Here is a 19,619-nt window from a genome sequence, read left to right as displayed (position 1 = left end):
TATCGGTGATAAAAAAATAGCAGACGCACCGTTTTGGTCGGTTTTATCAGGTCTGGCCTGCCGCGATAATATCCAGCGCGAAAACATCTAGATAGTTATCGTACTGATGTACGGATCGCGTGATAGATGGCTATAGAGCCCGATTAAATCGACAACACTGACAATAAAAATTGAAAAGGAAGATAGTATGACAACTTTAAGTCCAAAAGATGTGGTCATCGTAGATGGCGTACGCTCGGCGATGGGAAGATCTAAAAACGGTATGTTCCGCCATGTTCGTGCTGATAATCTCTCAGCAGAATTGGTGCGGGCTTTGGTAGAGCGCAACGATTTTGACACCAACGATGTCGAAGACATCATCTGGGGCTGTGTCAACCAAACCCTAGAGCAAGGTCTAAACATCGGCCGCAATATCGGCCTGCTGGCTGGTATTCCAAAGACTGCTGGCGGCCAAACGGTCAACCGTTTATGCGGCTCTTCTATGCAGGCGCTACATACCGCTGCCGCGCAAATCATGACCGGTCAAGGTGATGTCTTTATCATCGGCGGTGTTGAGCACATGGGTCACGTTGGTATGATGCATGGCGTGGATCTCAACCCAGCAGCCTCTAAATACTATGCTAAAGCCTCAAACATGATGGGCTTGACCGCTGAAATGCTGGGCCGTATGAACAACATCACCCGCGAAGAGCAAGACGCCTTTGGTCTTGAGTCACATCGCCGTGCGTGGGCTGCCACCACTGAAGGCCGTTTTGACAATGAAATCATCGGCATCGAAGGTCATGATGCAGATGGCCGTCTGCAGCTATGTACCGTCGATGAAGTGATTCGCCCAGATGCGACGATGGAGCAAATGCAAAAACTGCGCCCAGCCTTTGACCCTAAAGGCGGTACAGTGACTGCTGCGACGTCATCTGCACTCTCTGACGGTGCCTCAGCGATGCTGGTCATGAGCGCGCAAAAAGCCAAAGATCTTGGTCTAAAGCCTCGCGCTCGTATTCGTAGCATGGCTGTCGCTGGTTGTGATGCGGCTATCATGGGCTACGGTCCGGTACCTGCGACCAACAAAGCCTTAAAGCGCGCTGGCATGAGCATCGATGACATGCAGACCATCGAGCTAAACGAAGCCTTTGCCGCCCAGGGTCTATCTGTACTCAAAGCCTTGAACCTGACGGACAAGCAAGACATCGTCAACATCAATGGTGGCGCGATTGCACTGGGTCATCCACTAGGTTGTTCTGGTGCTCGTATCACGGTTACCTTGCTAAATGCAATGGAGCAGTCTGACACCGAGCTTGGCCTTGCAACCATGTGTATCGGCCTTGGCCAAGGTATCGCCACTGTGATTGAACGTGTTTAATTTTTGGATTGGTAGATAATTTGTAACATTTGTCGACCAAATATGTTATAAAAAACCCCTAGCTATGATGGCTAGGGGTTTTTTGTGAATATAATGAGAGGGTTAATGGCGCACGTCGCAAAGTGTGTTCAAGTAATGACGAGTGTTCAATAAAGCGTATCTCCATTGACGCATTTAGAAAACTGTGACTAAATAAGAGTGACCAAGACACTATTAATATCAATTTATAATATTTATTTAATGCTCATTTAATATTCGTTCTAAAATATTTTTAGTTGCAACTATCAGCCGTACAAGGAGTGTACTATGTCTACCATGATTACCGATCGCACGTATCGTATCGCTCGCGAAAACACCCAAGCGATGCTGATCGATGTCCAAGAGCGCCTTACCCCGCATATCTATGATCATGAAAATATCGTCAAAAAAACCATGACACTGATTAAGGGGTTGCAGGCGCTTGATATCCCTATCATGCTCAACGAGCAGTATAAAAAAGGCCTTGGCGATACCTTGCCTGAGATTCGTGAGGTGCTTGCAGATAACAATGCCAAAAGCTTTGAAAAAGTGACCTTTAGTGCGTGTGATAACGATGAGTCATGGCACCATTTGGCGCAGCAAAACCGCAGTATTGTGTTGCTGTTTGGAGCAGAGGCGCATGTATGCGTCATGCAAACGGCGCTTGATTTGTTAGACAACGGTATGCAGCCGGTCATCATCGGGGACGCTGTCGGTTCGAGATTTCCGTATGACAAAAAACAAGCCATTCGCCGTATTCGCCGCGCAGGTGGAGTGATCAGCACGGTTGAGTCTATCTTGTTTGAGCTGTGCCGCAGTAGTCAAGATCCGGCGTTTAAAACCATCAGCAATTTGATCAAATAACCTTTTGTTCAAATTGCTTTGTTTGTGCTGCCGCAAGTGTGTGGGTCAGATATAAAAATCGCGCTTGATGACTATAGTCAATTCGATATAAAAACGATACCGTGAGATGAAATGTTGTTTTTCGTAGCCTCTGTCGGCGTAGGCACAGTACGCAAGAAAAACAACGTTTCATTGAGCGACTTGATAGCCATGTATCTGATTTATTTGAACTCGACTACATCAGCGCTATTTTTACGTCTAGGGTCGGGTTTTGTACTAAAATGAGCGCTACATTTGCTGATTGCTTAAGAGAGAGACATGCCATCCAACCATTCAATCCACCCGACAACTTTAAATGACAATGCCTTTGCTGATCATATCGATATTGATGATGTGACGCATTTTTTATTAGAATTAGATGCGCTAAAGCGCGTCAATCGGCGCAGCTATGTCACCCAGACCACCCGCCGCGAAAACTCAGCTGAGCACTCTTGGCATTTGGCGATGGCGTGTTGGTCGATTGCTGAATTGTTTGCGCTAGACGTCAATCACGAGCAGCTGCTCAAGATGGCGCTGGTTCATGATTTGGGTGAGATTGATGCTGGTGATACTTTTTTATACGACAATACGCGTCATACGGCGCATATCGAGGAGCGTCAAGGCATGGCGCGTTTGCAAGTGGAGCGTGGCAATGGCATTGCTAACTTAGCAGCGGTCTGGGAAGCACAGGAGACCGGCGATAGCAAAGAAGCGCAGCTGCTACGGGTGGTGGATCGCTTATTGCCGTTTTTGCTCAACCTCAATACCAACGGGCAGACGTGGATTGAGCTGGGGGTGACGCGCTCGCAGGTGGCTGGCGCGCATGCCTTTATCAAAGACAGCTTTCCGCCTATTCATGACTGGCTGTCACAGCGTATCGACTATGCGACCAAGCAAGGCTGGCTAATCGATGCATGACCAATAAAATCGCTAGCTTGGTACGGCTAACGCTGACCGCGGCACCTATCGGCAGCGGCGCAAAACTGGCACACGCTGCCAAAAAACAAATCGGCGTGCTGCGACCCTTCGATGCTACCAAAAATCATCCCAGTAGCACTGTGCTTATTTTAGAGTGATCAACTATGGTCACATAGATAGCCATTAAAAAATAGACAGATTATCTAGCGTTAGCCATACCCAATAGCTGTCCCATTTTTACCACACTATTGGCTTGCATGCTGTCTTGCCAGTCGGCTTCTGCGCCTTTTGGCAACACTACTATTGCTGTTGAACCTAAATAAAAGCGACCAAGCTCATCGCCTTTTTCAAGCTTCATGTCGTGCTCGGCCTCTTGAATATCGTCGGTACGGCTGATTTTGCCAGTGGCGACTGTCTCGATACCAGCGACGATCATCGCACCGACCATCACGACCGCAGCTTTGCCGTAGGCGGTATCAAACAGGCACACCAAACGCTCATTGCGCGCAAACAAGTCAGGTATGTTGGCAGCCGTGGTGTTGTTGACAGAAAACAGTGTGCCCGGTACATAGCGGGTTTTGGTCAAGGTACCAGCAAATGGCATATGCACGCGGTGATAATTGCTGGGTGCCAGATAGACTGTGGCAAAACTGCCATCGGCAAAATAATGTCCATCTTCGCTATCGGCCAGCAGTTGGCCGATATCATAGTAGCGCCCTTTGGCTTGCAAAAGCTTATGATCGTCAATCTGACCGAGCTGCGAGATGATGCCGTCAGCTGGGCTGACAATCCCCTGCGGCGTGGCGTTGATAGGGCGCGCGTCTGCTTTTAATTCGCGAGTAAAAAAGTCATTAAAGCTCTCATAAGCACCTAAGTTTTGGCGCTCATACTCATCCAAGCTGATATGATAGGCTTTTGCAAAGCTACGAATAAAGGTGCGCTTGACATAGGGGTGGCGACTGGCAGCCAAACGGCCAGCGACTTTACTGAGCTTTTGTTGCGGGACAAGCTGCTGCAAGGTAGTGAATAGATTCATAATATGGCGACCAAAATAAAGGTGAGAGAGTAATAAATAGGCAAATAAATGATGATATTTTATCATGGACGGCCTAAGTTTGTATGAGCATAATTGGTAAAGGGGAGCATAAATGAAAGCATTGATACAGCGGGTACATGGTGCGAGCGTCAGCGTCGATGGGGATTGTGTCGGGCGTATCGAGCGCGGCGTGCTGGCATATATCGGTTTGGGGCCTGAAGACGACCTACAAACGGCCAAGCGAATGATTGATAAAATCCTTGGCTATCGTATTTTTGAAAACGACGATGACCCTACCAAATATGGCAAACTGGACAAAAATGTCCAGCAAGTCGCTGGCGGGCTGCTGCTGATATCACAGTTCACCCTGATGGCGAAGACCGACAAAGGCCGGCGTCCTGATTTTGGCGGTGCTATGCCACCCGAGGCGGCGCGCGTACTGTTTGCTCAGCTAATCGACTATGCCAACAGTCAGCACCCTCAGGTAGCGACGGGTCAGTTTGGCGCAGACATGCAGGTTGCGAGTATCAATGATGGGCCACTGAATTTTATATTAGACGTGAGCTAAAGCATCAAATATGAATCATGATGGTGAGTGCCATCTGTTTAAGGAAAGTGGCTTGGTCTATAGCAGCCGCTTAAATGACAAATGTCATCAAACTGTCACAATTACCGCGTTTAATAGGCAAGCAGTGGCGAGTGATTATCGCTCTTTTTTATACGTCTGTTTTGTCCCTTATCACTGAGAATACCCTATGTATAATGAGCAAATTTTGATTGTTGAAGACGAACCTGCAATCCGCGAGATGGTCGTAATGACGCTAGAGATGGCTGGTTTTGATAGCTTGCAGGCAACGGACGTACCAGAGGCGCACCAACAAGTGGTCGACCATCGGCCAGCGCTGATTTTGCTAGATTGGATGCTGCCTGGGGACAAAAGCGGCATTGATTTTTGTCGTATGCTCAAAAGTGATGAGCTACTCGCTGAGATACCCGTCATCATGCTGACAGCCAAAAGCGAAGAGGACAGCAAGGTGCACGGTCTGGATGCGGGTGCAGATGATTATATGACCAAGCCTTTTTCGACGCGCGAGCTGATCTCAAGGATCAAAGCGGTGTTGCGCCGTAGCAATGCTTTGAGCGCCGACAAGAATATTGAGATAGGAAAGTTAAGCCTCGACCCCAAAAGCCAGCGAGTCATGGCGTCTGGGCAAATCATCGATGTCGGACCGACCGAATATCGGTTGTTGGCGTTTTTTATGAGCCATCCTGAGCGTGCCTATACGCGCACCCAGCTGCTTGATCAAGTGTGGGGCGGCAATGTCTATATCGAAGACAGAACCATCGATGTGCATATCAAACGCCTACGCAAACTGCTGCGCCCTCATGACTGCGATAAGCTGATACAAACGGTGCGCGGTACTGGTTATCGCTTCTCAAGCGTTGTTGAGGCCAAATGATCGGCGCTCATACTGTCAAAATAGCCACCGCAATTCTGTTGCCAGTCCAGCTATAATCACCATAATTATCAGTAAGTGATTATCAGTAAGGGCCAATTAGCAGATAGGGATAATCATCATAATGATAACGAGATAACAAGTAGGGCAAAAAAATAGGTCACGAAAAATGGATGAGTAACATAATGTCAAAGCAATGTACCGAACAAGATATCTCAGAGCCGATAGCGCTACAAAACACCACCGATCAATTAAAAAAAATAAGAAGTGCGCTGCGGGCGCTGCGCGATGCGGTGATTTTACTCAATGACAGTGATGGTCTGGAGTGGTGGAATCAGGCCGCTGAAGATTTACTATTATTGCAGGCAGCAGATAAAGGCCGATGTATTTTTGACTTTATTGACGCATCTGAGTTTCGTCAGTACTATCAAGCGCCGACGCTGGCTGACGAAGGCGTACATATAAAGTCATGGCGCGCGCCTGAGCGCTATTTAAAGTGTGAGCTGACCCCATTTGCCGACGAAAAGCTATTGATCATCTACGATGTGACGCGTCTGCATCATCTAGAAGAGATGCGCCGCGACTTTGTGGCCAACGTTTCGCATGAGCTGCGTACGCCGCTGACCGTGATGATGGGGTATTTAGAGAACTTTTCGGATCAGCCAGACATGCCGCCGCACTGGAAGCGCGGCTTTGAGCTGATGACCCAGCAGACAGCGCGCATGAATAGAATCGTCAATGATTTATTGCTGCTATCGCGTATCGAAATCGAAGAGACTCATGAGCTGCATTATATCGATATGATCAAGCTGCTGACTCATATCTATGATGATGCACAGGCCTACAATCAAGAGTACGGTCATAGCATCCATCTACAGATAGATACCTATGATGGGCTGTACGGCTCAGAGATATATCTGACCAGTGCCTTATCCAACCTGGTGATCAATGCGATTAAATACACGCCAAAAGGTGGCGATATCACCGTCAGCTGGACCAAAACAGCAGAGGGTTGCCGTTTTGCCGTCGAGGACAATGGCATCGGTATTGCGCCGCAGCACATTGCCCGCCTGACAGAGCGTTTTTATCGTATCGACAAGGGTCGTAGCCGTGCCACAGGTGGCACAGGCTTAGGGCTGGCTATCGTCAAACACGTCTTATACCAGCATGAAACCAACCTACAAATCAAGTCGGTAGAAGGCAGCGGCTCGACATTTAGTGCGGTGTTTCCGCCAAATTACGTGCGCTCTGCTGCCATTAGCTGAGGTTTGATAGCTATTAGCCAATGTCAGATGGATACGCAAGCAATCGTCGTGCTTATCATGACAGGCTACCGGGCAGGCTCGGATTTTTGTAAAAGCGGGTAGGGGTTGACCGCATTGCCTTGGATATAAATCCCATAATGTACGTGCGGCGGTGTGCCCTTGGCGTTGCCGCTATCGCCGACATAGCCGATGATATCACCCGTATCGACCCAGTCATTGGGGGCGATATCGGCATACTCCTCTAAGTGCGCATAGTAGTGGCCAGCGCCGCCAGGACCGACGATGACCACCACACGCCCGCCTAGGGTGTTTTCGCCAACCTTACTGACGATGCCTGCTGTCGTCGCTTGTATCGGTGTGCCTCGCGCGGCAAATATATCGATCCCTTCGTGTGTGCGGCCTTGACTGCGCGCTGCGCCCCACGTGTCGCTTAGGTTTTGCTGAGGCAGTGGCGAGGGCAGGCTGTTTTCTGTTGGCAGATCTTGCTGCAATAAGCTGAGCTGTTGCCATTTGGCGATGACAAAGGATTGGGTTTGCTGGCTGATGCTGGGCCATAATCTGTCTAATAGAAACAATAACATCAACAATACTGCTGCTCTAATCAGCAGCTTGAGCAGGCGGCGAAAAAACCTAGGCCGCGGTGGTGGATTGGGCCTTGGTGGTGGCTTGTTGCCATCGGCAATCATAGCGATCCTTTGTCAGTATGGTCATAGATATTATAAGAGACCTGCGCTAGCAGGTTTGTATCGCATTGTTATATCTGCTTGTTATCTTTGGCTTTTAGCCCCATAAACAACAAGGCAGTCTGTGGGATACCGTGCGTTGTTTGCGCTGGATAAAACAGACTGTTATCGATTATGGATATCCAACGTGCTACAGCGAGCTTTATGACTGATTGCCTCAATATGCCAAGTCTGACTGATACTGCTTTGGTTATCGATACCGAAACCGATCAAGGCCGTGACCCAAGACCGATTCAGGTTGCTACCATCAACGTAGCGACGGGGTTTGAGTGGATGAAGTACTTTAATAGTGGCCGTGCCATCTCACCGGTGGTCATCAAAGTACACGGTATCACCGACGATGATGTGGCGGGTCTTGAGCGTTTTGATCTACAAGCGTTTGATTTGCCCACCTACCTCATCGGCCATAATGTGCGCTTTGACTGGCGCGTGATAGGCCGTCCGACTACCAAGCTGATCTGTACGGTGCGGCTCGCCCGTGTGGCCTTCCCAGAGTGGCGCTACTACGGTCAGTCTAAATGTATCGAGCAACTGCTGGGTAAGTCTGCAGCGAGTGAGCTGACCTGCGCCGCCCATGATGCGCTGGGTGACGCCCGTATGTGTTATTTGCTGTATCAAGCATGCTGCACGCGTTTACAAATCGCGCCGACAGACTTTGCCGCGGCTCATGCCATCGCCAATCAAGCCAATCCTGCCAGTAGGATGCCATTTGGCAAATATAAAGGCCGACTTATCACCGAAGTCCCCATTGGCTATATCAAGTGGATGCTAGGTAATATCCATAATTTGCAGCCGTCGCTGTACTCTGCTCTACGTCAACGTGTCAAAGCAGAAGATGCGCAAAAAGATTGACGCCTTAAAAAGCCATGCTCTAACGCTGCTGCTCCAACCAGTCCACCGCCATTTGCCATAGTGCTGGGGCTTTTGCATGGGTGCGGCGACTAAAATAGCGCATATGACCGATATGACTTAAACCAAAATCTTGCGGGGTATAAAAACGCTTTTTGACCGGCATCTTGGTAAACACACGTATCATGTCGTCTATATTGTCGCTGTTGGCGATATCATCGTCGCTAAACCCTAACCACAAAGCGGGCATGCTAAGCTCATCGTAAAAATGAGTATGTATGCTGTGACCAAAGGCGGTTTTAATATAGCCTGCGCCATTGCACCACTCGCGCCACTGCCGAGCAACGCCGCGTGGTAATGGCTCGCCCATACCGATTTTATCCGCTGGTGTATAGCCTAATACCAAGTTACTAAGTGGAATAAAAGCATCCATAAAACCCATGGCCTTGAGCTTATAGGGCATGTCCATGTTTTTGATTTGCCCTGACGAGCAGGCGACATTGAATACAGACTGTACGGTCCGATAGTTTGGCATCAAGCCAATCAGCTGACCGCCGGCACTGTGACCGATGATGTGATATGTGGTATCGGCAAACTCATCTTGCAGGGCATCAAGCACGGCTGGCAGGTCATGACGCCCCCAACTGATCAATGAGGCGTCACATTTGGGCAGCTCAGTGCTTAACGACTCGCCGATACCTTCGTTGTCAAAGGTCAATATACCAAAACCGCACGTGGCCAAATAAGTGGCAAAATGGTGATAAAACTGACGTTTAATACCAGTGGCAGGCGCTATCATGACCGCCGATTTTGTTGTATGTTGCGGGCGATATACTGTCGCGGCTAGCGGCTGATTGCGTTCAGTCATGATACTCAGGGCATCGGTTTTTATGACATGGCTGTCTGTTGGTAGGGAGTTTTGCGGCTCTTCCATGAGTTGGCCTTATGGTCTGATCTATAGTGTGGGGGCTGGTGTTTTATGGTTGTGGCGGCTACAAGGTTTGGGCAGCTCTGCTGGCTCTAACGGCGTGATGGTCAGTCCGTTATGAAACTCTGATGCGCAGCTTTGATGATATCAAGCTCATGTAACAGCACCGCTTATGTTAAGATAAATGAGGGTAGCTGAGGCGGGCAATGATGACTTGTAAGTTCTATACGCTATGACTGGAGCGGCGCTTTGTCACATTTTTATCGTCATCAGTCAACTGAGCACTCACCTAAAAACAATAATATAAAAATTAAGGAAGCACTATGCAAATGAAAATCAATAACGACACTTATGAAGTCATCACCAGTCAAGATATCACCAATATCGAAAAAGCCGTTGATAAATCCTCACTGACCATGCCGCTGGTTGCGGTGTATTGCGGCTCGCGCCTAGGTAATCATGAGGTGTATGAGCAAGCCGCTCGCGAGCTGGGACTTGCGCTGGCAAAAAACGGCATGGGTCTGGTCTATGGCGGTGCTAGCATCGGGCTGATGGGGGCGGTGGCGGATGAGGTCGTCAACGGCGGCGCTCAAGCGGTCGGTGTGATTCCAACCTTTATGCTCAAACACGAAATCGCTCACAATCAGTTGACGCGCCTACATTTGACCGACACCATGCATACGCGCAAAACCGTCATGGCAGAGTATGCCGATGCTTTTATCACCTTACCAGGTGGGCTTGGCACGCTCGAGGAGATCATGGAGATTGCCACGTGGCGTCAGCTTTATCAGCACGAAAAACCCATGATTATTCTGAATATCAATGGGTTTTATGACCGGATGATAGAGCACTTGGCCTATACCGCTGAGCAAGGGTTTATGAAGCAAGAAGATTTGGCGCGTCTGGTGGTGTGTAATACCATCGGTGAAGCGATTGAGATGCTAAAGACGGTGGTCACCATCGACGATGCTGTCGATACCGAAAAAATGGCGGGCAGCGAAAGCTAAAGTGTGCAAAGTCTCACAGACTGCCAAACCCAGAGATTAAGGCTCTTAGAGAACAAGACGCTCAGAGGCCAAAAAGCGCAGACCATCTAATAGCGGTGGTCTGCGCTTTTTTTATTGAATTATTGAGTAGGAGTTTTGCCTCGTCTGCGCTGTGAGCGAGATACAGTTAGCTGAATGTAAAACTGTTATGGATTTAAACACGCTACTGGTATAAATTTTACTTGCGTGCTGCGTTCCCAGAGGCTGCGCAAAATTTATCCTAGTAGCGCTATGATATTTTTAGAGTGTATCGACTATAGAAGCAAAAATAAGCCAAGATAAGCGATGCCTCATAAGCTAGACAGTATGGCCTCACGGATACCATGGTTTACTCCCGCCATGGCCACTGGAAAACCGCGCTGCTCAGCCAGCTCGCGAGCCACACTATCGATGGTCAAGCTATCGTTGTGCGCCAGATATGGCCATTTATGAGCATAGCGGTGACGGTTTGCGGGCGTATCTGTTGTCACCAAACCCAGCTCAGCCAGCTCATTGACGATTTGATCCGCTGCAATCAAGGTCGAGGAGGCTTTGACGTTTTCTGCACGGGCATAGCGGATATCGGCGTACAAGCTGACGTCAGCGACGCGCAAAGTATCGTCTTCTCCAGGGATTTGCTGCCCACCATATAGGGCATTGCCAACGCTACGAGCACTATGAAAGGTCGGTACAAACTGCGCCACATACTCGATGGCTTGTTGGCTACGCGCTTGTAGCGGCGCTTTGTCCCAGCCATCCTCGATGTAGTGTACGTACTGCTGCGGTAGCTTGGGCTGGGCGCTGTCAGTATTCGACGCCACCAACCCATCATCAAACAAAGTAATGGCATGACTCATGCCATGAATCTGGAAATAACCATCAGGATAAGGCGTCAGCTGCGCCATCCCCTCAGGGGTGCCGCGATTGCCGTAGACGATGATCTCGGGTATCTGACCACCAGCTTCGCCCCAGTGGGTGATATAGGAGGACTTAAATTCGACCATACGGGTGACGGCGACACCGACCATATCATCGATGATGCCCGTACGAAATCCGCACGCATTGATCAGGTAGTCGACCTCGATAGCGTCTTTTTGCACCGCCTCTGTCGAGCTGCTTGCTGATTGGTAGTCGATGCGCCATTTGGTCACATGGTGATCGGCGTTTGTACAGTTTTCACAATCGACAGGCATGACCTGTGTCACCGTCGTATCGGTAAACACATGAGCGTGTTCATACTCTGCCAATGCCAGCTGTGCTGACGCGGCGAGGCGAAAGATATTCCAGCCGTACTCTTGGACGACGATAAGCGGGAACTTGACTTTGTTTAAATCCAGATACTTGGCAACTGGTATCATCCACTCATCGACGCTGCGAGGAATGGCGACTTGCTCACGCTCGGCCAGCGCCAGCAACTGCTCATGGTTATAGAGCTGATAGTAGTCCTCAGGCTCGCCCAAGACTTTATTGTTTGGGTCCTGCGCGATCAGCTCGCGATAGGCGTCTGTCAAAATATCAAGGCGTGGTAACAAATCCTCAGGCAAGCCCTCATCGCGTGTCGGGACGGCAAACACGGTGGGGCGCACATCGATGGTGTAAGGGTATAAGCGCAAAATATCGATACACTGCTTGAGTAAGGCGACGCAGTCTTCGTCAGGGATTTCGCGATACAAGTTGCCGCCGGCATGCAAGTGGCACATTGGTGGGCCGTCGATGAGAGATTGTTTTTTTTCAAACACATACGTCTCAAGCCCCAATGCAGCCAGGCGAATGGCAATCGTCGCGCCTGCCGTGCCGCCGCCTAAGATACCCACACGCTTTGCCGGTCGCGGCATGTCCGCCGTCTTCGCCGATGCTTCATCAGTGGCTGTACTGGCTGGTATGCCGCTATGGTTAGAATTGGTGTTGTGATAAACGGATTGCGTCATTGTCGTTGTCATATCCTTAATAGCCTGAGCCGCGCTTAGGCTGCACTTATTAATTATAGGGTCGGTCGCTTTTGATATGCGTGCGCCTATCGCCAACTTCAACATCTTATCGTCATTGTTAGTCAATGCTGATCATTCGTATAAAGCTGTTTTAATATAGGGGATATTTTACGAAAGTTGAGGCGAGCATAAGATGACAAATACGTAAGTACATGCATGAGTTTTGTCAGTAGAGCCGAGAGCAAGACAACCCAGAGCCTGTATAAAGCGATAAGGCGCCTTGGTATAAAAGGTAGGAAGTCTGGTGGTTTTAGAATAAAAATTAGCCCAAACGATAAAGGGTGACCGCTGCAAGTAGCGTTGATGTTTGTAAAATAATCCGGCTTTTGTAACAGTACACATTAAGAAAAATGCCGCGCAAAGTTGGGACACGCTCTTGCATCAAATGCCAAAAACCGTTAAAATCGCGGTTTGATTTTCCCGCTGGGGAAAGGCTAAGTGAACAGAGGCGTGGTGTTGGGTGCTGGAATAAGCCAGTGATGCAGTTGCCACTCTTAGACATGTCCTTAGTGCCTCAGTTACGTATGCCAGCATGTGTTTGATTGCTCATCAAGCCACCTGATACATACATCGGACATAGAGAGATTATTATGCGTAAAGATATCCATCCTAACTACCAAGAAGTTTTGTTTCACGACACCAACGCTGATGTGTTTTTCTTGACTCGCTCAACGGTCAGCACAAAAGCCACTCGTGAGTACGAAGGTAAAGAATACCCATACTTCCCACTTGATATCTCAAGTGCATCGCACCCATTCTATACAGGCGAGCAGCGTAAAACCTCTACTGAAGGCCGTGTTGCTAGCTTTAACAAACGCTTTGGTGCATTCGGTGGCCGTAGCAAAAAAGCGGCTGACTCTGCTGAGTAATATGCGCTTATCGCGTCATGTCATATGGCGCAGTATAAAAAAACCGCTGAATAATCAGCGGTTTTTTTATGTCAAATCAGCCAGCATCTGTTAGCGCTCAAGGAGCTGTGCGATTAGCGCCGCCAACTGTTGCGCCCACAAGCCATAAGTCAAGCTGCTGGGGTGAAAGCCATCACTGGCAAACATCGCCGCGCTATCAATGGGGCTACTGCCGCTGTGCATTTCGGCCATCATCGCAAAGTCAGCGGCCATGTAGTGTACACCGCCCTGAGCCTGACACACGTTTTGTAATACCTTATCGAGTGCCACGGCTTTGGCACCGATAAAGGCGTTGAGCGGCGCGGGTAGTGCTGGCATTTGTGCCATCGGTGGTAGGCTTGAGAAGACAGTCTTGCGCGCGCCAAATTTGCGCTGAGCAATGGTGATGATCTGCTCGAGTTGCTGTTGCCACTGGTCGGGGGAGACGTTCGCTGTGGTGTCATTGACCCCGACGCTCAAAACCATGATATCAACAGGCTCGCTGGGCGCAGACAGCACATACAATCGCCGCAAAATATCAAAGCTGGTGTGCCCCGTCGTCGCCTGCAACGACCAAACAATCTCAGCAAACTGGCTATGAATAATTGGCTGTTGCTGCAGAATGGGGATTAGCTTGCCTGCCAGCGCTTCTTGCTGTGTCAACGTCCCGACCCCTGCTGCTGCGGAGTCGCCGACGATCATCAACTGTAGCGCAGGCTTCGATGCTTGGGCGAGCGTCTTAGTCGCTGACACTAGAGTGACCCGGCCGCATCTCTCACCGGTAGGCTCAGGGAGGCGTACCGTATCACGTTTGACCTTGATACCTTGATACAGATAAATTGGCGCAAGCAGCATATCTTTTTTGGATAAGTTTAGAGAAGCTACCATCCTGCACGCTCCCGAATGGTGGTCAGGCTGTCGTCGATCAACAGCTCACCGTCGACATACACATCGCGTAGTAGGTTGTCAGCAGTCGATAAGTCGTCGAGTTTGATGGTTTTTGGTTGGCCTTGGGTTTGATTGATCAACGCCAAGCGGCCTTTTTTTGAGCGTTTTGAGCGACTGGTCACAGGGTCCTTATAGACATCCTTCCAAACGCCATCGATACAAATGGCGCTGGCTTTCATCGCCCAGCTCATGGTGTCGCGGTTGACTTGCTGCAATAATCCGCCGCCCATTCCAAAGGTGATGTTATCCGCGCTAAACCCAGCCTTTAGCACCACATCGATGATGCTGCCCAAAGTGTTTGGGCTGATACCATCACCTTGGATGATACGCACATAATCTGGCAATACCTTATAGCCTTTACTATTGATGGTGGTGCCAAACTTCACAGCCAAGCGCTCTAAAGCTTCGCGTACCACTTTGGCAGGCTCGCCGCTGTCTGGTCTGATGACCAGTGTGCCGCCCATGTTTTGGACCTCGTCTTTGAGGCGGCCGCCCCAGATATTATCTATGGCGTTCCATAAGTCGTAGCTGTCAGAGACCACAGAGACACTTTTGCCCGCGCCGCCAAACTGCGTGAGCATATTGGCAAAGGCGGCTGTCTCGCCGTCGCGGCCCCAAGCGGTCATGGTACTGTGCTCGGCGGCCGGAATCGAAAACGCTGGCATGTCTTTATCCATCCGATACCAACGGCTGGCGGCGACCAGCGCCGTCATCGAGTCAGTCCCTGCAAAGTTTACTAAATGCGCCAAACTGCCTAAAGCGACTGATTCTTGGCTAGAGGCACCGCGCGCGCCAAAATCATGCAGCCGAAACGTAAGCGAGTCGCTATTGTCGGCAGACTTTTCTAGGGCCTGACGAATGATGCCTTTACAGTAATGCGAGACGCTAGCGACGGTGGAGGGGTACCAAATAGCGCGTAGCAGTGCGGTCTCGATATAGCTTGGTAGCCAGTAAAACTCAGGATCGGTATTGATGACTTGGCAGACGACGTTTGAGACAGGGACGATGCTGCCTTCAGGGACGGCCTCGATACGTAGTGGCAGGTAGCCACCGTGTTTATCGACCAGACGCTCCCAGCCTGCACGGTTAAACGTCAAGCCATGCGCTTGAATGACCATTTCGGCTTCATCGATATCTTGATGGGTGATAGGGGTGCTGAGGTACTCTTTGATAAAAGCTTGCAGACCAAAAAACACCACGTCGTAGTCGCCTTTACGCGCCTCAATATAGCTTGACAGATACTCACTACCGCTTGGGTATTGCGCCCAATGTGAGGTCTTGTAGCTGTCGCTATTTAAGAGTAAATTACTCAGATTGCCAGTGTACATCACAGAACTCCTCTGCGTTGAGATGCCGCGGCTGCCTTGTTATATGACAGCTGCGGCGGTGAGCCGTTACCGTCTATCGGTGCCGGCATAAAAACGTTACTTAGCCTGCTTTTAACACAATAATCATAAAGACTCAGCGCGCTGTTTGCCTACTGTTGTTTGCCTATTATAGCCCTACCATTTTGGTAATGATCGCATAGTGGTCTTCAAACATCATGGTGGCGTCCAGCTCAGCCAGCGGTAGCCAAAAAGCCTTGGCCGCATCGTCGCCGCCTTTGACTTTGGGCAAGCCTTTTGGGTCGTTTTTTAGCTGAAAATAAAACGCTTGGGTAATCGTACGACCGCGCGCGGAGCGGTACGGATCGTCAAAGGTATGCTGACTATGGCAAGAGCCGCGTAATACTGGCTCAGGGACTTTGAGCCGTGTCTCCTCGCGTAGCTCACGGATACAGGCATCAAACAAGGTCTCTTTTGGGTTCACAAACCCACCGGGCAACGCCCAAAGCCCACGTCCTGGCATGCTGCGGCGTTCTACCAATAAGATATGGCCTGATTGTACAATCAGCGCATCAGCAGTCATAAAGGTGGGCGGATAGGGCGCAGCCTGCCATTGTCTTTTATATTTATCGATAAAATCGGCTTCTTCGTGCAACTGTTGATAGTCTTCAGTTTTTTTGAAATCATCGAGCACTTGACGGGTGGACTCAGGCGTACGCTCAGGTGTTGGCGTCGCCCCCATCAGATAGCTGTCGCGGATAGGCGTGGCTGATAGGTTGTGATAATTGGGAACGGAGACAGAATCCCAGTTGGGAAACAATGATAGATAATACGACGAGCTGTCTTTTGAGTGGCCTATCAGGCCGATATCACTTTGCAAATCACCTGTGATAGATTTGACGCCGGCTTGTACGTATTGAAGCCAGCGCGTGTCATTATATAGTGCATCATCTAACCCCACGCAGTGGATGCGCGCGGCATCAGTAGATGAGTACGCGCCCTTAATCATCGCGGCACGCTCAGCGACGCTAAAAGGATTGCGTAGGCTGCGTGGTAGGTTGGCTGAGCCAATCAGCATAATCACTTCATCAGCGCGCTGTAGCGCCTCGTCGACGACTGCTTTATGCCCTCGATGAAAAGGCTGAAAACGTCCGATAAAGACCAGATAACGATAGTGTCTGCGCTTATCTGTTTGCTGCTCTACTGAATCACCCATATGTGCCACTGTCCTGCCATTGATATGTCAATAATAAAAATAAAGGTTAAAAACCATGCTGCCAATATGACACAGCAGCAGTGCCACTGACAAGTGCAAAGATGTTTTATACCGTGTATGGGTTTGCTGAGTATGGGTTTGCTGATTTACCAAAAAAGGATCGAGCAGACGCTAACGCCTTTACGGTAGTGATCATTTGGCGGCATATAGTGAGTTCTGTATAAAAACGATACAGTGGGACTGGGATAAATTTTACGCAGCATCGAGCGGCGCAGGCACAGTACGCAAGGAAAATTTATACCAGTTCCACATTGACATATGATGTATCTGTTTTATTTAGAATCGACTATAACGATCAAGTCATCTGACGTGCTGTTCGATCCAAGCGGCGACTGTTGGCCAAATCTCTGTCGCTGCATGACGGCTAATCATAATGCGGCTATGGGTATAATCGTCTAAATCACCATGGCTGCGCGCATACTCTCGAAAGACATTGGTAGCGTTATTATTAGTAGAGGTGGGGGCAGAAGAAGGACTGCTATTAGTAGCGCGGTTAAAGGCATCAAAAAACCGCCGACAGCCAGCGGTTGGGGAGATGAAGTTATCACCCTTGGCACTGATGGCATAGATAGGCATCGTAACCATCGGCATGTGCTGTCGATAATCAAAAGGGGCATTGTCGGTAAACTGTTTGCGGCTGCTATTAAAGTTTTGTTGCAAGTTCCAATCAAACCACTGGTTCATGGTGTGATAGCTTTCGTTGATCGGCCCCAGTTTGAGCTTTTTGGCAGGGATATAACCGACCGCTTTTGTCACAAGCTTGGCGGCAAGTATCTTGGCGTAGCTGATAGGGCTGGCGGCCGCCCCAAACGCTTGACAGGCAAACATAGTAGCGCTGTTGATTTTATCGATATAATCTGGATATTGAATCAAAAACATCGTTAGGCCCACGCCGCCGCCGCTATGGGTGACGCAGTGCAGATTATTGAGTTGTAATTCATCAAAAAAGTAGCGAAAAGTCGCCTCATAATCATAGGTTGCGACGGTCTCAAAATCAAACGCTTCTTTAGGAGCTGGGCTGTCGCCATGGCCGCGCCACTCCATGATGTAGCACTGATGGCCCAGACCGGCCAGATACTCGGCGATTTTTAGACAGGTTTGTTTGTCTGAAAAGGTGCCATGGGTCAAAAATATATTTTGTGCTTTGACGCTTGTGTCAGGGGCGCAAGGTGCGCCAGCCGTTGCGTCTGCGTGTTGTTTGATACTGTTTGCTACCCGCCAAACGGCTATTTGCTCGCCGTCCTTGGTCGTCACTAGATGCCGCGTCCGTGTCATCATAAAGCGCTCTTTTACCCTCAGTTTTTATCACAATATCCCTATAACTGCCGCTTAGTTATACCATAATTGATGAGTCTTTGATGGCCGTTTTGTGACCAACCTAGCCAAATGAGTACATGAATGAAGCAAATTGAGCGATAAATAATAAAGTTGTCAGAAATAAGGCGCTAGGAATTAGAGCATTAGAGGTCAAAGCGTCAAGCGTTGATAAACAACCTCGGAGGTGCTGCTTGATAAATATGAGAGTCGTCTTTATATAAAGGAGAGCATATCAACGATCAGACACAGGGCAAGGCTGTCTGCAAGCGATGTTAATTCACAGTGGGGCAGTCGGAATTGTCGCCTGAATACGCTATAATAATGAGTATAAATGCCACAAAGCCTTGGTCGGCGTGAGCAACCCGTGACAGACACGCCCATCAGATGATAAATCGGTGCAGTTGGTACCCCCTTATCGTTACACACTCTACATTCACGACACAGTAGCCACGACAGGTATCGCGTTTGTGTCATAACACATAGGAAACATTATGAGTGAGCATAATCAAGCTGCTAATCAGTTGGATCAGTCAGCAGACTATGAGTCAGCGCTAGATACTGAGCAAGCGGACGTAAAAAGTAACATCACTATCACAGAGTCGGCGCAAGGTTATTTGGCCGATTTGTTGGCCAAGCAAGACACCGACGGTATCGGTGTCCGTATTTTTGTTGAGCATCCAGGTACGCCGCGCGCCGAGTGCTGCATGGCGTACAATCAGCCAGGCGAAGAAGACAGCGCGGATTTGGTGCTCACGTATGACGATTTTTCTGCGTTTATCGAGGCGGCTTCAGTGCCGTACTTAGAAGATGCGGTGATTGATTATAATAAAGACCGTTTTGGTGGGCAGCTCACCTTCCGTGCGCCAAACTCAAAAGTACCAAAGGTCGGTGCTGACGCCAGTGTCGAAGAGCGTATCAACTATATCTTGCAATCAGAGATTAACCCAGGCTTGGCCGCGCACGGCGGTATGGTGGACTTGCTAGAGCTGATCGACGAAGAAGGCGTTGGTCTGACAGCCGTGCTAAAGTTCGGTGGTGGCTGTCAGGGCTGCTCAGCGGTGGATATGACCTTGCGCCAAGGTGTCGAAGTCCAGCTTAAGCAGCAGATTCCTGAGCTGACGCAAGTGGTTGACGAAACCGACCACAGTCGTACTGAAAATGCGTATTATAAATAATCGGCGCGGCAAAGTCGCTCAAACCATTCAGCTTAGACAACGCTACTTAAATCTTAAACAAAGCTACTTAGATCAAATAGTATGGTCGCTTATGAGTTTTTGTCATTAAGAGATGAATGATTTGCTATTATTTTCATAAAGAAGTTGAGTTATGATTAACTCAGCTTTTTTTATGCCTATCGTTTTTGTAGATGGCGTTTAGCGACAGCGGCGTAAAGATAA

19 protein-coding genes are annotated in these 19,619 nt (G+C 49.3%); 11 read left to right on the top strand and 8 right to left on the bottom strand.

Features of this window, described 5'->3' with window-relative positions:
- Positions 1 to 187 precede the first annotated feature (187 nt).
- The 4 genes from fadA (at position 188) to C6W44_RS13365 (ending at position 3,336) form a co-directional block, all read left to right on the top strand.
- On the top strand, positions 188 to 1,360 hold the full coding sequence (gene fadA, locus C6W44_RS03350; RefSeq protein ID WP_105244221.1) for an acetyl-CoA C-acyltransferase FadA: 1,173 nt from the start codon (positions 188 to 190) through the stop codon (positions 1,358 to 1,360).
- 306 nt (positions 1,361 to 1,666) lie between these two features.
- On the top strand, positions 1,667 to 2,242 hold the full coding sequence (locus C6W44_RS03345) for an isochorismatase family protein (protein ID WP_105244220.1): 576 nt from the start codon (positions 1,667 to 1,669) through the stop codon (positions 2,240 to 2,242).
- A gap of 297 nt (positions 2,243 to 2,539) precedes the next feature.
- Positions 2,540 to 3,178 (top strand): HD domain-containing protein, encoded by a 639-nt coding sequence (locus C6W44_RS03340; protein ID WP_105244219.1) that lies wholly within the window; start codon positions 2,540 to 2,542, stop codon positions 3,176 to 3,178.
- A complete protein-coding gene (locus tag C6W44_RS13365) occupies positions 3,175 to 3,336 on the top strand; it encodes a hypothetical protein (RefSeq protein ID WP_158676691.1) in 162 nt (53 codons plus the stop codon). The genes C6W44_RS03340 and C6W44_RS13365 overlap by 4 nt, the downstream gene beginning before the upstream one ends.
- 41 nt (positions 3,337 to 3,377) lie before the next feature.
- Here C6W44_RS13365 and asd read toward each other — a convergent pair whose 3' ends face one another.
- A complete protein-coding gene (asd, locus tag C6W44_RS03335) occupies positions 3,378 to 4,214 on the bottom strand; it encodes an archaetidylserine decarboxylase (RefSeq protein WP_105246431.1) in 837 nt (278 codons plus the stop codon).
- 112 nt (positions 4,215 to 4,326) lie between these two features.
- Here asd and dtd point away from each other — a divergent pair, with 112 nt between their 5' ends.
- From dtd to phoR, 3 genes are all read left to right on the top strand, one after another.
- On the top strand, positions 4,327 to 4,782 hold the full coding sequence (dtd, locus tag C6W44_RS03330) for a D-aminoacyl-tRNA deacylase (RefSeq protein ID WP_105244218.1): 456 nt from the start codon (positions 4,327 to 4,329) through the stop codon (positions 4,780 to 4,782).
- Positions 4,783 to 4,969: 187 nt separating this feature from the next.
- Positions 4,970 to 5,674, top strand: coding sequence for a phosphate regulon transcriptional regulator PhoB (phoB, locus tag C6W44_RS03325; protein WP_105244217.1), 705 nt, complete (start codon positions 4,970 to 4,972; stop codon positions 5,672 to 5,674).
- Positions 5,675 to 5,844: 170 nt separating this feature from the next.
- Positions 5,845 to 6,936 (top strand): phosphate regulon sensor histidine kinase PhoR, encoded by a 1,092-nt coding sequence (phoR, locus tag C6W44_RS03320; RefSeq protein WP_227526345.1) that lies wholly within the window; start codon positions 5,845 to 5,847, stop codon positions 6,934 to 6,936.
- A gap of 65 nt (positions 6,937 to 7,001) precedes the next feature.
- Here the strand turns inward: phoR and C6W44_RS03315 are convergent, their stop codons facing one another.
- Entirely contained in the window at positions 7,002 to 7,622 is a 621-nt protein-coding gene (locus C6W44_RS03315) for a M23 family metallopeptidase (RefSeq protein ID WP_105244215.1), read from the bottom strand.
- A gap of 201 nt (positions 7,623 to 7,823) precedes the next feature.
- Between C6W44_RS03315 and C6W44_RS03310 the strand changes: the two genes are divergently transcribed.
- Entirely contained in the window at positions 7,824 to 8,531 is a 708-nt protein-coding gene (locus C6W44_RS03310) for a putative quorum-sensing-regulated virulence factor (protein WP_227526344.1), read from the top strand.
- A gap of 19 nt (positions 8,532 to 8,550) precedes the next feature.
- Here C6W44_RS03310 and C6W44_RS03305 read toward each other — a convergent pair whose 3' ends face one another.
- A complete protein-coding gene (locus C6W44_RS03305; RefSeq protein ID WP_105244214.1) occupies positions 8,551 to 9,462 on the bottom strand; it encodes an alpha/beta fold hydrolase in 912 nt (303 codons plus the stop codon).
- Positions 9,463 to 9,779: 317 nt separating this feature from the next.
- Between C6W44_RS03305 and C6W44_RS03300 the strand changes: the two genes are divergently transcribed.
- Positions 9,780 to 10,463: a TIGR00730 family Rossman fold protein gene (locus tag C6W44_RS03300; protein WP_100749016.1), complete on the top strand. Its 684-nt coding sequence runs from the start codon at positions 9,780 to 9,782 to the stop codon at positions 10,461 to 10,463.
- A 329-nt stretch (positions 10,464 to 10,792) separates the two neighbouring features.
- On the opposite strand, the gene C6W44_RS03295 is transcribed toward C6W44_RS03300, so the two are convergent.
- The gene (locus C6W44_RS03295; RefSeq protein WP_105246427.1) at positions 10,793 to 12,316 is read right to left on the bottom strand and encodes an FAD-dependent oxidoreductase; all 1,524 of its coding nucleotides are present in this window, start codon (positions 12,314 to 12,316) and stop codon (positions 10,793 to 10,795) included.
- A gap of 743 nt (positions 12,317 to 13,059) precedes the next feature.
- On the opposite strand from C6W44_RS03295, the gene C6W44_RS03290 reads away from it, so the two are divergent.
- Entirely contained in the window at positions 13,060 to 13,338 is a 279-nt protein-coding gene (locus C6W44_RS03290) for a type B 50S ribosomal protein L31 (RefSeq protein WP_075102544.1), read from the top strand.
- A 90-nt stretch (positions 13,339 to 13,428) separates the two neighbouring features.
- On the opposite strand, the gene C6W44_RS03285 is transcribed toward C6W44_RS03290, so the two are convergent.
- The 4 genes from C6W44_RS03285 to C6W44_RS03270 all read right to left on the bottom strand — a co-directional run bounded on the left by C6W44_RS03285 (position 13,429) and on the right by C6W44_RS03270 (position 18,183).
- A complete protein-coding gene (locus tag C6W44_RS03285) occupies positions 13,429 to 14,244 on the bottom strand; it encodes an SGNH/GDSL hydrolase family protein (protein WP_105244213.1) in 816 nt (271 codons plus the stop codon).
- Entirely contained in the window at positions 14,238 to 15,632 is a 1,395-nt protein-coding gene (locus tag C6W44_RS03280; protein WP_105244212.1) for a nicotinate phosphoribosyltransferase, read from the bottom strand. Before C6W44_RS03280 ends, C6W44_RS03285 begins: the two co-directional genes overlap by 7 nt.
- Before the next feature lie 166 nt (positions 15,633 to 15,798).
- Entirely contained in the window at positions 15,799 to 16,845 is a 1,047-nt protein-coding gene (locus tag C6W44_RS03275) for a bifunctional nicotinamide-nucleotide adenylyltransferase/Nudix hydroxylase (RefSeq protein WP_105244211.1), read from the bottom strand.
- Between the two features lie 360 nt (positions 16,846 to 17,205).
- Positions 17,206 to 18,183 carry an alpha/beta fold hydrolase gene (locus C6W44_RS03270; protein WP_105244210.1) on the bottom strand — a complete coding sequence of 326 codons (978 nt, stop codon included), beginning with the start codon at positions 18,181 to 18,183 and terminating at the stop codon, positions 17,206 to 17,208.
- Positions 18,184 to 18,713: 530 nt separating this feature from the next.
- Between C6W44_RS03270 and nfuA the strand changes: the two genes are divergently transcribed.
- A complete protein-coding gene (gene nfuA / locus C6W44_RS03265) occupies positions 18,714 to 19,397 on the top strand; it encodes a Fe-S biogenesis protein NfuA (protein ID WP_075102549.1) in 684 nt (227 codons plus the stop codon).
- Positions 19,398 to 19,619 lie beyond the last annotated feature (222 nt).

Origin of the sequence: Psychrobacter sp. Marseille-P5312, from assembly GCF_900291405.1 — a bacterium.
GTDB classification, from domain to species: domain Bacteria; phylum Pseudomonadota; class Gammaproteobacteria; order Pseudomonadales; family Moraxellaceae; genus Psychrobacter; species Psychrobacter celer.
Note: the sequence above shows the minus strand (reverse complement) of the source record. Positions and strands in the feature narration are given on the sequence as shown.

Coding starts and splice junctions, on each gene's coding strand:
- C6W44_RS03275 (WP_105244211.1), bottom strand. CDS start 16,845: ATGGGTGATTCAGTAGAGCAGCAAACAGATAAGCGCAGACACTATCGT.
- C6W44_RS03285 (WP_105244213.1), bottom strand. CDS start 14,244: ATGGTAGCTTCTCTAAACTTATCCAAAAAAGATATGCTGCTTGCGCCA.
- C6W44_RS03315 (WP_105244215.1), bottom strand. CDS start 7,622: ATGATTGCCGATGGCAACAAGCCACCACCAAGGCCCAATCCACCACCG.
- C6W44_RS03300 (WP_100749016.1), top strand. CDS start 9,780: ATGCAAATGAAAATCAATAACGACACTTATGAAGTCATCACCAGTCAA.
- phoB (WP_105244217.1), top strand. CDS start 4,970: ATGTATAATGAGCAAATTTTGATTGTTGAAGACGAACCTGCAATCCGC.
- C6W44_RS03280 (WP_105244212.1), bottom strand. CDS start 15,632: ATGTACACTGGCAATCTGAGTAATTTACTCTTAAATAGCGACAGCTAC.
- fadA (WP_105244221.1), top strand. CDS start 188: ATGACAACTTTAAGTCCAAAAGATGTGGTCATCGTAGATGGCGTACGC.
- C6W44_RS03310 (WP_227526344.1), top strand. CDS start 7,824: ATGACTGATTGCCTCAATATGCCAAGTCTGACTGATACTGCTTTGGTT.
- C6W44_RS03290 (WP_075102544.1), top strand. CDS start 13,060: ATGCGTAAAGATATCCATCCTAACTACCAAGAAGTTTTGTTTCACGAC.
- nfuA (WP_075102549.1), top strand. CDS start 18,714: ATGAGTGAGCATAATCAAGCTGCTAATCAGTTGGATCAGTCAGCAGAC.
- C6W44_RS03295 (WP_105246427.1), bottom strand. CDS start 12,316: ATGCCGCGACCGGCAAAGCGTGTGGGTATCTTAGGCGGCGGCACGGCA.
- C6W44_RS03340 (WP_105244219.1), top strand. CDS start 2,540: ATGCCATCCAACCATTCAATCCACCCGACAACTTTAAATGACAATGCC.
- asd (WP_105246431.1), bottom strand. CDS start 4,214: ATGAATCTATTCACTACCTTGCAGCAGCTTGTCCCGCAACAAAAGCTC.
- C6W44_RS03270 (WP_105244210.1), bottom strand. CDS start 18,183: ATGATGACACGGACGCGGCATCTAGTGACGACCAAGGACGGCGAGCAA.
- phoR (WP_227526345.1), top strand. CDS start 5,845: ATGAGTAACATAATGTCAAAGCAATGTACCGAACAAGATATCTCAGAG.
- C6W44_RS03305 (WP_105244214.1), bottom strand. CDS start 9,462: ATGGAAGAGCCGCAAAACTCCCTACCAACAGACAGCCATGTCATAAAA.
- C6W44_RS13365 (WP_158676691.1), top strand. CDS start 3,175: ATGACCAATAAAATCGCTAGCTTGGTACGGCTAACGCTGACCGCGGCA.
- C6W44_RS03345 (WP_105244220.1), top strand. CDS start 1,667: ATGTCTACCATGATTACCGATCGCACGTATCGTATCGCTCGCGAAAAC.
- dtd (WP_105244218.1), top strand. CDS start 4,327: ATGAAAGCATTGATACAGCGGGTACATGGTGCGAGCGTCAGCGTCGAT.